Here is a 14,278-nt window from a genome sequence, read left to right as displayed (position 1 = left end):
ATATCTCGTGATTCGATCTTCGTTATAATCTATTTGCCCAAATAAGTACTGATGAATATGTCTGATTTTAATTCGCCACAAACCACAGCCTTTACTCCATTATCGCCTGCGGAGCGTTATGCACAAGCGTTAGCCTCTGGACAATTTATGCCAGATGATGCGCAGGCGCAGGCTGTACACGAACTTGAGCGTGTGTGGCAGGAATTAATTCAACGCTATAAAGCATCAAAAAAAGCGTTCCGCCGTTTCCGCCGCCAAACAGCACCACAGGGTGTTTATATGTGGGGTGGTGTAGGTCGTGGTAAAACATGGCTCATGGATCAGTTTTACGACTCGATTCCATTTAGACGTAAAACACGTATGCACTTTCACCACTTTATGCAGCATGTGCATCGTGAACTGAACAAACTTTCAGGGCAGCGTAACCCGCTCGATTCTGTTGCAGACCAAATTTATAAAGATGCAGTGGTGATTTGTTTCGATGAATTTTTCGTATCTAACGTGACTGATGCGATGATTCTGAGTGACTTGTTCCAAAAATTATTCCATCGTGGCATTACTTTGGTGGCAACATCTAACATCGCCCCAGACGGTTTATATAAAAATGGTATCCATCGAGATCGTTTTATTCCAACCATTGAAATGGTCAAAAAACATTGCCAAGTGCTAAATGTCGATGCTGGTGTAGATTATCGCTTACGTGTTTTGAAACAGGCGCAATTATTTAAATCGCCTTTAACGCATGATAATCAAAACTGGATGGCACAGCGTTTCAGTGCTTTGAGTAATACACAACATTATTCTTCTGAGCCAATTATTATCAACCAACGTATTGTTGAAACAATTGCGCATACTGAAGATGTGTTGTGGTGTGAATTTTCAGAACTGTGCTTTAAACCGCGTAGTCCTGCAGACTTTATTGAAATTGCCAACATCTACAACACGGTTTTGGTGAGCAATGTACCGCATTTAACAGACTTCTTGTCTGAAGGAACACGTCGTTTTATTTATTTGGTCGATGAATTTTATGATCGTGGTGTCAAGTTATTACTGACTTCTGAAGATTCGATTATTGAAATTTATCAGGGCGAAAAACTGGCATTTGAAATTGAACGCACACGTTCACGTTTATTGGAAATGCAGTCTGATGATTACTTAAATGAAGAACATCGACAGATACAGGCCACCGAAGCCAAACATCAAATCAGTTGATCTTTTAAGCGCCTAGAACTAGGCGCTTTTTTATGATAGAAAAGATGTGACTGTTGGTTTTATCGACATTTTGTCATAAACATGGCTTAATCTTGAAGGGTTGCAATAAGACTGACGTCGATTTTTACAACAAAATCTGAACTTAAGTCTAATTTCGACATTTCAAAAACTTTATACACTGTAAAAGTGTATTTAGATGAGTAATAGTGTCGTGTTTCTGATCAGGATTTATGATGATTGTTGTCATTCATCTTGTAATAAATGATCGTTATTTTGAAATGTGATAATACTATTCAGCTAAATATAAATCAGTATACTAGAATCTCTTGTATAAAAAGTAGCAATATCAGGAAAGACAATGACTGCACGTATTCAAAAAGGCAAGTTAGCGATTGCTAAAGAACTTTACGATTTCATCGAAAATGAAGCATTACCAGGTTCTGGTTTGGACAGTGATACATACTGGAAAAACTTTGAGCAAGTCGTTGTCGATCTTAGCCCTAAGAACAAAACATTACTCGCAAAGCGTGATGAGCTTCAGGCTAAAATTGATGAATGGCACCGCAATAATACATTTGAATTAGAAGCTTACAAAGCTTTCTTGACTGAAATTGGCTACTTATTACCAGAAGTAGAAGATTTTCAAATTACCACCGAAAATGTTGATGAAGAAATCGCATTATTGGCTGGTCCACAGCTCGTAGTACCTGTACGTAACGCACGTTATTGCTTGAACGCAGCAAACGCACGTTGGGGTTCGTTATATGACGCACTTTACGGTTTTGACGTTATTTCTGAAGAAAATGGCGCAGAAAAAGGTAAAGGCTACAACCCAGTTCGTGGTGAAAAAGTAATTGCATTCGCGAAAAACTTCTTAAATGAAACTTTCCCATTGGCGCAAGGTTCACATGCCGACGCGACTCAATATGCTGTAGAAGCAAACAAACTTGTTGTTCGCCTAAAAGATGGTTCTACAACAACTGTTGCGGATAGCTCTAAATTCGTTGGTTACAATGGCGAAGCTTCTGCACCAACTGAAATCGTACTGAAAAATAACGGCCTGCACGCAGTCATCCAGATTGATGCAAACAGCCCAATTGGACAGACAGATGCAGCTGGCGTGAAAGATGTTGTGCTTGAAGCGGCTGTAACGACGATTCAAGACTTGGAAGACTCTGTTGCAGCAGTTGATGCTGAAGAAAAAGTTGAAGGCTACCGTAACTGGTTAGGCTTGATGAAAGGTACGCTTGAAGAGTCTATCGAGAAAAATGGCAAGACCATTACCCGTAAACTAAATGCTGACCGCACCTTCAAAAATGTTGAAGGCGGTGAGACCAAGGTTCATGGCCGTTCATTGATGCTGCTTCGTAACGTGGGTCACTTGATGACAAACCCGGCGATCCTTGTAGATGGCGAAGAAATTTATGAAGGCATCATGGATGCATTGGTCACTCCATTGCTTTCTGTGGCTGATATCCGTGGTGAGAACACGATCAAGAACTCACGTACCGGTTCTATGTATATCGTTAAGCCAAAAATGCACGGTCCAGAAGAAGTAGCATTTGCGGTTGAGCTGTTTGAACGTGCTGAACAAGCGCTTGGCTTACCTGCTAAAACCCTGAAAATCGGTATCATGGATGAAGAGCGTCGTACCTCTGTTAACCTGAAAAACTGTATTGCTCAGGCGAAAGACCGTACCATCTTTATTAACACCGGTTTCATGGATCGTACAGGTGATGAAATCCATACCTTCATGGAAGCAGGTCCATTTGTTCGTAAAGGCGAAATCAAAGGCCAAAAATGGTTCCCAGCTTACGAAAACCGTAACGTCATGGTAGGTCTACAAACAGGTCTACGTGGTAAAGCACAGATTGGTAAAGGCATGTGGCCAAAACCAGACATGCTGTTAGACATGTACAAAACCAAGACTGAACATCCTGAAGCAGGCGCAAGCTGTGCATGGGTTCCGTCTCCAACAGGTGCAGTGATTCACGCGATTCACTACCATCAAATTAATGTAGCAAACCGTCAGCAAGAATTGCTTGCAACTGAAGCATTGCCTTTAGATGATTTGTTAACTCCACCTCTTGCAACTGATACCAACTGGTCTGAAGAAGAGAAACTAAAAGAACTGGAAAATAACTGCCAAGGTATCTTGGGTTATGTCGTTCGTTGGGTTGATCTGGGTGTAGGTTGTTCTAAAGTTCCAGACATCAATGATGTGGGCCTGATGGAAGACCGTGCAACTTTACGTATTTCTTCTCAGCACGTTGCCAACTGGTTACGTCACGGAATTGTAACGCGTGAACAGGTTGAAGAAGTAATGCAGCGCATGGCGAAAATTGTAGATCAACAAAATGCTGATGATCCACTATACACGCCTATGTCTAACGACTTTGCTAATAACATTGCATTCCAAGCTGCATCTGACTTGATCTTCAAAGGTGGCGAGCAACCTTCTGGTTACACAGAGCCACTTTTACACGCAGCGCGTTTAAAGTTAAAAGGTTATACAGGTGATTAATCCTTTAGGATTTGATTTACTGATTGTGTAATACAAACAAATGAGCCTCTTCGGAGGCTTTTTTGTTGCCTGTATTTTGCTTATGGTTTTTTGAAAATTTTGCAGCTGAATAGTTACAGGATGTACTTGCTGCTAGAAAAACATCAAGCTGCGGAGTAGAGTGAAAGTCATATATAAAAAGTAGCGCAAGGACAAATACATGCCAGCATATCAAGATTTGAATCAACAATTTATTGGCGGCAAGTGGTCGGTTGGGACATCTACTAAAACCATTCCAAACTTGAATCCATATCATCAAACTACAATTTTTGAGATGCAGGGCGCCAGCGTGGTAGATGTTGATAGTGCCTATAGTACAGCGCAAAAAGCTTTTGATGAACAATTGATTCAATCCACAAGTCTGCGTCAATACATCATTAAGAACTTAGAGCAAGTCATTCAGCAACGACGCGAAGAAATTATCCAGTGGCTGATTGATGAGTCGGGCAGTACCCGTTTAAAAGCCAATATCGAAGTCGATGCTGCTTTAGGGATTATTCAAGAAGCTGCACAATTTCCCGAGCAAATGACCACGACGCAACTGGAAAGCAAAGATCCGAAAGTCCGTAGTGTTGTTTTGCGTAAACCTTTGGGTGTTATTGCTGTGATCAGTCCGTGGAATTTCCCTTTCCATTTGTCTATGCGTTCAGTGGTTACAGCGATTGCTTGTGGTAATAGTGTAGTGCTCAAACCTGCCAGTGATACGCCAGTCACAGGTGGAACTATACTCGGTAAACTGTTCGAAGAAGCAGACTTGCCTGCAGGCGTACTCAATGTGGTGGCGGGTGCGAGTCGTGAAATTGGTGATTACTTTGTTGAGCATGCAACTCCTAAAATGATTTCATTTACAGGCTCTACAGAAGTTGGACAGCATGTAGGGCAACTGGCCGTTGCGGGTGAGCATTTAAAACGTGTCGCCTTAGAACTCGGTGGCAATGCACCTTTAGTCATTTTGGATGATGCAGATATAGATTTGGCCGTAGAACTAACTGTGATGGGGCGCTTTTTGCATCAAGGTCAAATTTGCATGAGTACCAATCGGGTCATTGTCGATCAGTCTATTTATGCAGCCTATCTTGGAAAATTGTTAGCAAGTGTGTCGCAATTAGTAGTAGGTGATCCGAATAAAAATGACACCTTGATTGGGCCAATTATTAATGCAGAACAGGTGAAAAAGCATCAGCATATTATTCAAAAAGCACAGGCGCAGGGTGCAGAATTGGTTTATGCGGGCGGGGTTACGGGGAACTTAGTTGCACCACATGTTTTTGTGAATGTCGCTGCCGATTCAGAAATTGTACAAAATGAAAGTTTTGGACCTATTTTACCGATTCTCAAAGCAGCAGATACCGCACATGCCTTACAGTTAGCGAACGATACACGCTATGGTTTATCTGCTGCTGTATGCACTACAAATGTAGAACGCGGTGCAGAATTTGCAGCACAGTTTGATGTTGGAATGACACATATTAATGGTATTACCGTTGCCGATCATGCCAATGCACCGTTTGGTGGTGAGAAAAACTCAGGCTTAGGTCGTTTTAATGGGCGCTGGATATTTGAAGAATTTACCCGCACGCATTGGCTGACATTGCCAGCTTAACGGTAATTATTTGTCTGCGTTTTGTTTGAGTAAGAAGGAATGCGTGGGTGCGCACTTACTGTTCATGATCAAAACGCATAATATAGTGCGTGTGTCTAATCATCCAATTTGTATATGTGTGCCAATTTTAAACCAATAAGCATAGCGCAATTATCTGCATTAGGTCTGCCTGAAATTCCGTTTGAATATGCTGAAGAAGCGTATCCAAATTCGAGTGTGCCACTATTGTTTAAGTCTGAACAAGGTTTAGAGTGGCGCTCGGTGAATTTTGGCTTGATTCCCAAATGGGCGGAAGACAGAAGTATTGCGCAAAAAACCTATAATTGCCGTAACGAAACTTTATTAGAAAAACCAAGTTTTAGTGAAGCTGCTTATAAGTGTACATTTGGCGCGATTGTTGTGTCAGAATTTTATGAATCCAAATATATAGACAGTAAACCGCAGCGTTGGGGTGTACGTCGTAAAGATGGACAGGCCTTTTTTATTGCAGCACTGTATGAAATTTGCCGTTTAAAGGATGGGCAAGGCACGGAAGAAATTGTGCGTTCTGCGAGTATGATTACCATGGACGCAATTGATCACGCGATGATGAAGGAATTTCATGAGCCTGGGCCAGTCAAACGTTCTGTTATTGTTATTCCACATGCACGTTTAGATGAATGGCTAAGTTTGAAAACACCGAACATACACAGCTTTGTGCAGGGCTTTCCTGTAGACGAGTTTGAGTGTTCACATGTACCAAAAGCAAAGATCGAAAAAGTAAGCCCCCAGCTCAATTTTTTCGATCTTTAAGTACATCTTGTGCTTATATAGGATAAGAACAGATGTGGAACAATAACGTGATGTTTAGCGTGCTAAATTATTAAAAATATGACGTAAACTTTCCATCATTTTTTCAATTTGTAGTGGAGTTAAACCATCAAATGACTGCTCTAAAACAACGCTAGTCAGATCATTAATTTTGTTGGTCATCTCATTACCTTTTTCAGTAAGCACGACACGAGTGATACGCGCATCATCATCACAAGAATAAGTTTCAACCAAACCTTCATCTTTTAAACGATAAACAATTTTAGTTGTAGTTGACATTTTTGACACCACCATGTCTGACAAATCAGACACACTCGCATGTGCTTTTGACCTTAATGCCAATAAAATACGACGGCGAGAATTATCTAAACCATACTTTTTAAGTGCCTGATCGACATTCTGTACATATTGAGCATGTACTTGTGTGACCCAATAATACGGAAATTGTTCAATATCATATTGGTCGGCGGATGGTAGAAATTTTGAATATTTCTTGGACATTGCATATTCCCTGCATTGTTTTAATTGTATTTTTGATATTTCACATTTTATGTGAAAACTCATGTGCTTAGCAAGATGCTTTCAGTGGCTAAAATTTGGTTGAAATCTGACGAAATATGATGAATCTCGATTTAGAAGCTGGCTTTGAAATGGCTATTTTTCCAAGCGCGTAGGCATTTGTTTAAGTTCAATCCATATTCATGTGTCATATCAATTAATCCTATAGAATTGTTTTAGTTTGGATTAGTAGTGAGTTATCTGGTTTTATAAGTTGAATTATCAATTTAACCATCAACTTAGGCTGCATTTTAGTTAAAAAAATACATTTGTACACTTGGCTTTTAGGTAAAAGTGCGGGTTATTGCGTTGAATTTTGCAAAAAAATTATAAGCTTTGGTCTAATCTTTTAACAATAGTTATTTTTTATCAATATTTTAAGTTTAGATTAAAGTGTGGGTTGGCTTACAGTTGTAATCTATGACTAATGCGTCTAAAAATACATTACAATTCATTTGACATTTTTAATCCATTCTCACGGCTTTTGTTTGGCTGTCATCGCTCTAAAAAAATTAAGAATGTGAAAAATAAAGTAAAAACCTTCTTATAGATCGTACTGTTTAGTTTTATTCAAAAAAATTAAAAATTTAATTACAAATGTTCAAGATTGTGCATAATTAAGCTATCTATTGCTAAAAAGGTTACTTTTATGGATCCGTCGCCGTGCGCAGGTCTACTTTATATTTCGATTTCTGCTAACTATCTCGGAGCTATGAACTAATGGAGTTTTTATTAGATCCGGGAATATGGGTTGGTTTAATTACACTTATTATTCTAGAAATCGTATTAGGTATTGATAACCTAGTCTTTATTGCAATTCTTGCAGAAAAATTACCCCCAGAACAGCGTGATAAAGCCCGTGTGATTGGCTTATCTTTAGCGTTGTTTATGCGTTTAGGATTGTTATTTGCAATCTCTTGGTTGGTTACTTTAACCGAACCGTTAATTACCTTATTTGAAAAAACCTTTTCAGGGCGTGACCTCATTCTCTTGGGTGGCGGTTTGTTCCTCGTCTATAAGGCGGTAGGAGAGTTGCATGAGAAGATGGAAGGCAAACCCGAAGTCAAAGTCACGACCAATGTGGTTTATGCAAGTTTTGCCGCAGTTGTAGCACAAATTGTTGTTCTAGATGCAGTTTTCTCTTTAGACTCAGTCATTACCGCAATTGGCATGGTCGACAACATCTATGTGATGATGGTTGCCATGGTGGTTGCAATGTTGGTGATGTTACTTGCATCTAAGCCATTAACTGCTTTTGTGAACCGTCATCCAACAGTGGTGATTTTGTGTTTAAGCTTCTTACTATTAATTGGTATCAGCTTGATTGCAGAAGGTTTTGGCTTCCATATCCCTAAAGGTTATATCTATTCGGGTATTGGTGTTGCGATTGCTATTGAAGCGTTTAACCAATTTGGTCAGCGCAATGTTGCAAAACATGAAGCAAAAATTCCGTTACGTCACCGTACTGCAGATTCAATTTTAAAATTGATGGGGGGGCGAGTTGAAACCAGTAGCCCTGATTTGCATAACGAAGCGCAAGAAGCGTTTGCAGATGAAGAACGCTACATGATTGGTGGTGTCTTGACCTTGGCAGAGCGTTCAGTCGCATCAATTATGACGCCACGTAGCCAAATTTCATGGGTCGATATTGAAGATTCACCTGAACAAATCCGCGAACAGATTCTATCTGTACCACACAGCTTATTCCCAGTGTGTCGTGGTAGTTTAGATAAAGTCATTAGTATTGTACGTGCCAAAGAGTTGTTGGATGTATTGGACGAAGAAGAAGAGCTTAAAGCTTTAATTAAACGTCAGCGTCCAATTTACATTTTTGAAAAAATGAAAGTGATTGATGCGATCAATACGTTACGTACCTCTAAAGGTTCTTTGGTTTTAGTCAGCGATGAGTTTGGTAATGTTCAAGGTTTGATTTCACCGCTTGATGTGTTTGAAGCGATTGCAGGTGAATTCCCTGATGCAGACGAACAGTTAGATTTGGTTAAAACCAATGAAAACGAATGGAAAGCAACAGGTATGCTGGATTTATACCAGCTTGAACTTGAACTGGGTATGATGGATCTGATTGAAGAAGATGCAGGCTACATTAGCGTTGCAGGTTTGATTTTAGATAAAACCCAAGGTGAAGTTCAGGTCGGCACGCAGTTGGATTATCAAGGTGTGCACTTTGAAGTGACAGAACTTGATGGTAACCGTATTAAAACTGTGATGATTCGCTTACGCTAATTACTAAGCTTTGAATTAAATCACTCAAAAAGCTCTACCGAAATGGTGGAGCTTTTTTATGGTGTAATAAAAAGATTGTGATGTTTCATCCTGAAAATGTGTATCAGCGATAAGTCTGGATTTTAAAAGCTGAACATGAAATGTGGCATGGAATAGAAAAAAAGAAACAACCAAACAGGATTACAAATTTGGTTGCTTAAACAGGGAAAAGAAAAAGCGAGAAACTAAAACAAATGTTTAATTTGTATGTGACTTCGCCACTAAAAATTAAACTGCCAATTGATTTTTCAATCACATTCCATAAATTTCGATGTGACTTTTTAAACATCGCCATATGCCCAATGGCTTTATGCTGATAACGCTTTGGTTTAAGTTCAATCATATTAGTCGATGCATGGGGATAGAGACGGAGTAAATCTTTCACATTGGCTTCGGTGGCAATCTCATCATCCGAACTCCAAATAGCAGTAATCGGGCAACGAATTTCATCGTGATAATGCTGTGAAACTGTTTTGCCTATAGCATTGATGACATAGCCGGGTTTGCTACAAAATTGTGCCCATTGTTGGGCCACATTTTTAGGTAGGTTTTCGCCCATGCCAATTGCATTGGTTGGGCCATAACCATGTGTGATTCTGGCAAGTGGAAAAATAACTTTAAACATCACAGGGGCAAGTAGGCGAGTACGACCTTTTAAACCTTTTGTGTGGCCTGTAGAGCCTGAAACAGCTACGACTTTTGCCACTTTATGATATTCAGGATTAATCCCCAGTAATTGTCCGCCTGCGCTGTGTCCCAATAAAACCACTTGTTTAGCTTGCGTTTTTTGCAGCAAAGTATTTACTGCTGCAGGAATATCTAACTGCCCCCAATCAACAATACTGGCTTCACATTGTTTCAATGGTTCGTGTAACGAATCACCAATACCACGAAAATCAAAACACAGCACAGCATAGCCTTGTTCATTTAGCCATGTGGCAAAAGCGTGATAAAAATTCTTGGTAATGCCTGTCGCGGGACAAATCAAGACGGGTAGACGCTGTGCTTGTGTATATTGATTTGGATAATAACGGGCAGCGAGGGCATAACCATCTGCACATATAATATTTAAGCTTTCAAATGTGCTCATAATGTTTTAAGGATGATGAGAATAAAGTTACTTTACACGAGTTCCAAAAAGAAACTTGTATTTATTCTGACTCTAGAGTCAAGCTTAGTAGTCTGCGAGTGTAGTTAAATAGCCACACGAAAAATAAAAGAGTGTTAAACATGGAAAGTTTATCTTTGGCAGTGCGCCTTGCGATTATTTTCAGTGGAATATTTTTGTGGGTGGGGATGCTTACAGGCGTGTGGAAATATTGGCAAATTCGTGCTTCTGCCCAAGCGCGTGCTCATTATTATGTGGATATCGCACATCGCAGTAGTTTGTTATATGCACCTGCAAGTTTAATTTTAGCGGTCTTGGCTTATTTTTGTATTTGGGATGCCACTGTAATTTTAATTTGTGTGATTCTAAATTTAGTATTTTTTAGCTTTTCTATTCTGAGTTATATCTTGCATGGATTGCTTAAAGATACCACTAATCAATTTAAACAACCGCATCAAATTGCAGCATGGACATTGCCAAGTTGGTGCATGAGTTTGGCGATGCTGTTATTGATTGTGGCTGAATTGGGTGGGACTAGTGTGTTATTGCTTGGCGCAATCTATGGATTGTTGTAATTCTAATTGCTCAGTTTAATTTTTTCTTGGTAGCCCGTAGAAGATTTTGAGATTTTTGCTGTAGATCAGGAATGATGATTAGAATCTACTTTTTGAGTTTGGCGGCAGAGGAGTGATCCATCTGCCGCAAAGTGAAAGCGAAAAAGCTAAAATGAGTGGGTGCTAGGGTAAGATTAATGAACTTCTACGTTTTTATGTTCACGAAACTTTTGGTCAATGGATGTCCAAATCGCAAAGGCTATACATACCAATAAGGCATATAAAAAATAGGTTGGTTTCAAGTTGCCTTGAATTGAGCCTTGGAGCAATAGGGTCAGCATCAGTGCAAAAGTGGTGCTTAAAAAAGTAACTAGATTTTGGTTAGCCTTCAGAGCGTTAATGAAGACTTGCGTATTGAAATGTGAAAACATCTCCATCCCTCCTTGTTATAAATCACTAAAATCAGAGCATTTCAGTCAGATTGGTTTTATTGTTCTACCTTGTTTAGCAAACTATTTCAAGTCCTTATAGTCATATTTTGATAAAAAACATCATTTTCATATGAAATACCACTATTTATTATCATTTATTTACAAAATAATAAAAAGTAGTGTGTTTTTTAAGCCATTTAAATACGATTTCAATCGTACTTGCATATTTTATGCCAGCTAATTTTGAGGGCGACTATACGACTTTAGCGTTAATTTGAGCTCTGCTTAAAATGGGTGAATGATTTATTTGTTTTAGTTTTTTATTGAAAATATTTTAATTTCATTTGTTTATTTATACCAAATAATTATTTGGGTTGCTACTATCATGACTGATAAATTGCCTTAAAAAGAGGCAGTTTTAGCACAAGAAACAATAAGTGCGGGTTTGGGTAAAACCTGACAATTATTGTCTAACTTAAATTCGTATTTGGATAAAACACGACTTTAATACAATACAGCTCGAAAATAGAGCATGACTTGAAAAAATAGCCGAGCTCGAAGTCCGTACTGGCTATTTTTTCATTCGATCACGAATTGCAGCGAATACAAAGATCAGCAATGCATGGATTAACCAAGCGAGGTTTTGTTCACTCAGCGGTAAATTGGTCAGTGTGGTTGGCAAGAATTTGGCTAAGTCTGCGGCTTTCATCGCATCAATGATGCCAAAGAGCAATGCAACTGCGGCAGTAGGTGCAATCACGCGGGTTGGAATACGGAATAATCCCCAGAAAAAGCTGAGTAGAATGACCACAATTGCAGGTGGATAAATCGCGCTTAAAATAGGCACTGAAACTGCAATGAGTTTGGTGAGTCCAAGATTGGAAATAACAAAGGCAAAGCCCACTAAAATAAATACCCAACGGCGATAATGAATTTTAGTAATTTGCTCAAAATATCCAGCACATGCGCATGTCAGTCCAATTGCCGTAACCATGCAGGCAATAAAAATCATTGCAGCTAAAAATACCGAGCCAAATCCGCCAAAAGCATGTTGCACATAGGCATGTAAAATGACTGCACCATTACTGGCATTGGCGGCAACATCGTGACTGCCCATCCCCAGTTTAAATAGGCTTAGATAAACTAACGTTAAACCGATCCCTGAAATTAAACTTGCCCATACCGCATAGCGGGTGATGAGTTTTTTATCAGTTACGCCACGTGAACGAATCGCATTAATAATCACAATCCCGAATACCAATGCACCTAAGGTATCCATAGTGAGATAACCGTTAATAAAGCCTTCAGATACAGGACTGTTCACATAATTGTGAATGGCAGGTGAAATTGTACCTGTCGGAATAATAAATGCAGTGATGCCTAAAATTAGTAATGACAGAATTTTAAGCGGGGAAAGTACATAGCCCACTGTATCTAAAATTTTGTGTGGATACAGTGAAACTAACATCACCAAGGCAAAATAGATGGCGCTATAAATGAATAAGGTGCTCGCGGAATCGCCAAAATAGGCAGAGAAACCAATTTCATAAGATACGGTAGCGGTACGTGGTGTGGCGAAAAGCGGGCCAACCGCTAAATAACAGACGACTGTTAAAATTAAGCTCGCGATTTTGCCTAAAGGCGAACTTAAAATTTGTATAGAACCTTCGACACGTGACAACGCCATAATGGTAATCACGGGTAAGCCAACTGCGGTAATGAGAAAACCGAGCGCAGCAAGCCAGACGTGTTCGCCCGCTTGCTGTGCCACGATAGGTGGGAAAATAATATTACCTGCACCAATAAACAGCGCAAAGGTCATAAAACCCAAGGCAATAATATCCCGTGTGCGTAAATTCGTCATGGGAGAGAAATAAGATGTAAACAAAAGAAAGCGATTTTAGTAGATCGAGCTATGATTTTCTAATTTATTTTATAGGTCATATGAATATTTTTTATGATATGTGTTTGTAGGCTATTTTAATCTTCACTATAAAAATTAAATAACTTACTGTTTATCTGATGTATTTTTGAAAAATGCTGATCCCACATAGTATAGATGGCTTATCTAGTATAAGTTTTGGTTGCTATTTTAAATGCGCAGTTCTTGAACAAAACTGTTGGTCGCATGACGATGGATACTTGTTTGGCAGCTTGAGCTGATTTTACAAGCCGAAAGGGTTAATAACTGCTAGTTGAAATCTACCTATTTCTATATTATTATATACAAATGAGTAGATATGTTAGTATTGGCGTTGCAGCTAAAACACTGGGTGTTTCCATCCAAACCCTAAGAAGATGGGATGAGGAAGGCACTTTAGTCGCAGATAGAACCCCAAAAAATCACAGACGTTACGATCTAAGCAAGATCACACCTGAACTTATCCATGATCTATCAATTCAGAACAGCCGAAAAACTATTGCTTATGCAAGAGTATCTAGTCACGATCAAAAGGCTGATCTTGAGCGACAAAAACAAGTTTTGGAAATGTACTGTGCCAAGCAGGGATGGACATTTGAGATTATTAGTGATTTAGGCTCAGGGATGAATTATCACAAAAAAGGGCTTAAGGCTCTTTTGGATGGAATTATTAATAATGAAATTGGTCGATTGGTTTTAACCCACAAAGATCGATTATTACGTTTTGGTGCTGAATTGGTTTTTGCTTTATGTGAAGCTCGGAATGTTGAAATTGTAATTATTAATCAGGGTGAAAATTTGAGTTTTGAGGAGGAACTGTCTCAAGATGTCCTGGAAATTATCACTGTATTTTCAGCACGATTATATGGAAGCCGAAGTAAAAAGAACCAAAAGCTAATACAGGTGGTCAAAGAAGCACTATGAGTCGATTTATACGAGAGCATATCATTGAATTGATGCCCAATAATAAACAAGCAAGCCATTTTTCTCAGGCAAGTGGTGTTGCTCGTTTGTCGTATAATTGGGCTTTAAGAGAGTGGCAGCGACAATACAAGGCTGATAAGGAATATCGAGATCAGTGTGAGTATTATGATGTTGCGGTGAATGAAATGCTTCTTAATAGACCTAAAGAGAGTAAATTAACCCCAGTTACGGATAAGCCAAAGATTTAATCACATGAATTTTAGGCTTATTCTTTTGGCAAAGTTGATACGCACATAGTGAAGAAAATACGC

12 protein-coding genes are annotated in these 14,278 nt (G+C 39.2%); 8 read left to right on the top strand and 4 right to left on the bottom strand.

The window, feature by feature from the left end; genetic code table 11:
* The first annotated feature begins 57 nt into the window (after nucleotides 1–57).
* The 4 genes from zapE to F947_RS13155 all read left to right on the top strand — a co-directional run bounded on the left by zapE (nucleotide 58) and on the right by F947_RS13155 (nucleotide 6,170).
* Entirely contained in the window at nucleotides 58–1,212 is a 1,155-nt protein-coding gene (zapE, locus tag F947_RS13170) for a cell division protein ZapE (protein WP_004976758.1), read from the top strand.
* 358 nt (nucleotides 1,213–1,570) lie between these two features.
* Nucleotides 1,571–3,736, top strand: coding sequence for a malate synthase G (locus F947_RS13165; RefSeq protein ID WP_004976757.1), 2,166 nt, complete (start codon nucleotides 1,571–1,573; stop codon nucleotides 3,734–3,736).
* A gap of 199 nt (nucleotides 3,737–3,935) precedes the next feature.
* Nucleotides 3,936–5,378 (top strand): aldehyde dehydrogenase family protein, encoded by a 1,443-nt coding sequence (locus F947_RS13160; RefSeq protein WP_004976756.1) that lies wholly within the window; start codon nucleotides 3,936–3,938, stop codon nucleotides 5,376–5,378.
* A gap of 114 nt (nucleotides 5,379–5,492) precedes the next feature.
* Nucleotides 5,493–6,170, top strand: a complete 678-nt coding sequence (locus F947_RS13155; RefSeq protein ID WP_004976755.1) for an SOS response-associated peptidase family protein — start codon at nucleotides 5,493–5,495, stop codon at nucleotides 6,168–6,170.
* 54 nt (nucleotides 6,171–6,224) lie between these two features.
* Here the strand turns inward: F947_RS13155 and F947_RS13150 are convergent, their stop codons facing one another.
* Nucleotides 6,225–6,689: a MarR family winged helix-turn-helix transcriptional regulator gene (locus tag F947_RS13150; RefSeq protein WP_004976754.1), complete on the bottom strand. Its 465-nt coding sequence runs from the start codon at nucleotides 6,687–6,689 to the stop codon at nucleotides 6,225–6,227.
* 777 nt (nucleotides 6,690–7,466) lie between these two features.
* On the opposite strand from F947_RS13150, the gene F947_RS13145 reads away from it, so the two are divergent.
* On the top strand, nucleotides 7,467–8,990 hold the full coding sequence (locus F947_RS13145) for a TerC family protein (RefSeq protein ID WP_004976753.1): 1,524 nt from the start codon (nucleotides 7,467–7,469) through the stop codon (nucleotides 8,988–8,990).
* A 196-nt stretch (nucleotides 8,991–9,186) separates the two neighbouring features.
* On the opposite strand, the gene F947_RS13140 is transcribed toward F947_RS13145, so the two are convergent.
* Nucleotides 9,187–10,119 carry an alpha/beta hydrolase family protein gene (locus tag F947_RS13140; protein ID WP_004976751.1) on the bottom strand — a complete coding sequence of 311 codons (933 nt, stop codon included), beginning with the start codon at nucleotides 10,117–10,119 and terminating at the stop codon, nucleotides 9,187–9,189.
* Between the two features lie 140 nt (nucleotides 10,120–10,259).
* Here F947_RS13140 and F947_RS13135 point away from each other — a divergent pair, with 140 nt between their 5' ends.
* On the top strand, nucleotides 10,260–10,712 hold the full coding sequence (locus F947_RS13135) for a hypothetical protein (RefSeq protein WP_004976749.1): 453 nt from the start codon (nucleotides 10,260–10,262) through the stop codon (nucleotides 10,710–10,712).
* Between the two features lie 173 nt (nucleotides 10,713–10,885).
* On the opposite strand, the gene F947_RS13130 is transcribed toward F947_RS13135, so the two are convergent.
* Both F947_RS13130 and brnQ read right to left on the bottom strand, forming a co-directional pair.
* On the bottom strand, nucleotides 10,886–11,122 hold the full coding sequence (locus F947_RS13130; RefSeq protein WP_004976747.1) for a hypothetical protein: 237 nt from the start codon (nucleotides 11,120–11,122) through the stop codon (nucleotides 10,886–10,888).
* Between the two features lie 571 nt (nucleotides 11,123–11,693).
* Complete coding sequence (brnQ, locus tag F947_RS13125) at nucleotides 11,694–12,986, bottom strand: branched-chain amino acid transport system II carrier protein (RefSeq protein WP_004976744.1); 1,293 nt, start codon at nucleotides 12,984–12,986, stop codon at nucleotides 11,694–11,696.
* 366 nt (nucleotides 12,987–13,352) lie between these two features.
* On the opposite strand from brnQ, the gene F947_RS13120 reads away from it, so the two are divergent.
* Nucleotides 13,353–13,967: an IS607 family transposase gene (locus tag F947_RS13120; RefSeq protein WP_004976741.1), complete on the top strand. Its 615-nt coding sequence runs from the start codon at nucleotides 13,353–13,355 to the stop codon at nucleotides 13,965–13,967.
* Nucleotides 13,964–14,215 carry a helix-turn-helix domain-containing protein gene (locus F947_RS13115; RefSeq protein WP_004976737.1) on the top strand — a complete coding sequence of 84 codons (252 nt, stop codon included), beginning with the start codon at nucleotides 13,964–13,966 and terminating at the stop codon, nucleotides 14,213–14,215. Before F947_RS13120 ends, F947_RS13115 begins: the two co-directional genes overlap by 4 nt.
* The last annotated feature ends 63 nt before the right edge of the window (nucleotides 14,216–14,278 follow it).

Origin of the sequence: Acinetobacter towneri DSM 14962 = CIP 107472 (assembly GCF_000368785.1) — a bacterium.
Lineage (GTDB): Bacteria > Pseudomonadota > Gammaproteobacteria > Pseudomonadales > Moraxellaceae > Acinetobacter > Acinetobacter towneri.
The sequence above is the reverse complement of the archived record's forward strand: the minus strand, read 5'-3'. Positions and strand labels throughout refer to the sequence as shown.

Bases quoted from the DNA above. Each gene is read 5' to 3' on its own strand.
- zapE (WP_004976758.1), top strand. From the start codon at position 58: ATGTCTGATTTTAATTCGCCACAAACCACAGCCTTTACTCCATTATCG.
- F947_RS13130 (WP_004976747.1), bottom strand. From the start codon at position 11,122: ATGTTTTCACATTTCAATACGCAAGTCTTCATTAACGCTCTGAAGGCT.
- F947_RS13135 (WP_004976749.1), top strand. From the start codon at position 10,260: ATGGAAAGTTTATCTTTGGCAGTGCGCCTTGCGATTATTTTCAGTGGA.
- F947_RS13165 (WP_004976757.1), top strand. From the start codon at position 1,571: ATGACTGCACGTATTCAAAAAGGCAAGTTAGCGATTGCTAAAGAACTT.
- brnQ (WP_004976744.1), bottom strand. From the start codon at position 12,986: ATGACGAATTTACGCACACGGGATATTATTGCCTTGGGTTTTATGACC.
- F947_RS13115 (WP_004976737.1), top strand. From the start codon at position 13,964: ATGAGTCGATTTATACGAGAGCATATCATTGAATTGATGCCCAATAAT.
- F947_RS13150 (WP_004976754.1), bottom strand. From the start codon at position 6,689: ATGTCCAAGAAATATTCAAAATTTCTACCATCCGCCGACCAATATGAT.
- F947_RS13140 (WP_004976751.1), bottom strand. From the start codon at position 10,119: ATGAGCACATTTGAAAGCTTAAATATTATATGTGCAGATGGTTATGCC.
- F947_RS13120 (WP_004976741.1), top strand. From the start codon at position 13,353: ATGAGTAGATATGTTAGTATTGGCGTTGCAGCTAAAACACTGGGTGTT.
- F947_RS13160 (WP_004976756.1), top strand. From the start codon at position 3,936: ATGCCAGCATATCAAGATTTGAATCAACAATTTATTGGCGGCAAGTGG.
- F947_RS13145 (WP_004976753.1), top strand. From the start codon at position 7,467: ATGGAGTTTTTATTAGATCCGGGAATATGGGTTGGTTTAATTACACTT.
- F947_RS13155 (WP_004976755.1), top strand. From the start codon at position 5,493: ATGTGTGCCAATTTTAAACCAATAAGCATAGCGCAATTATCTGCATTA.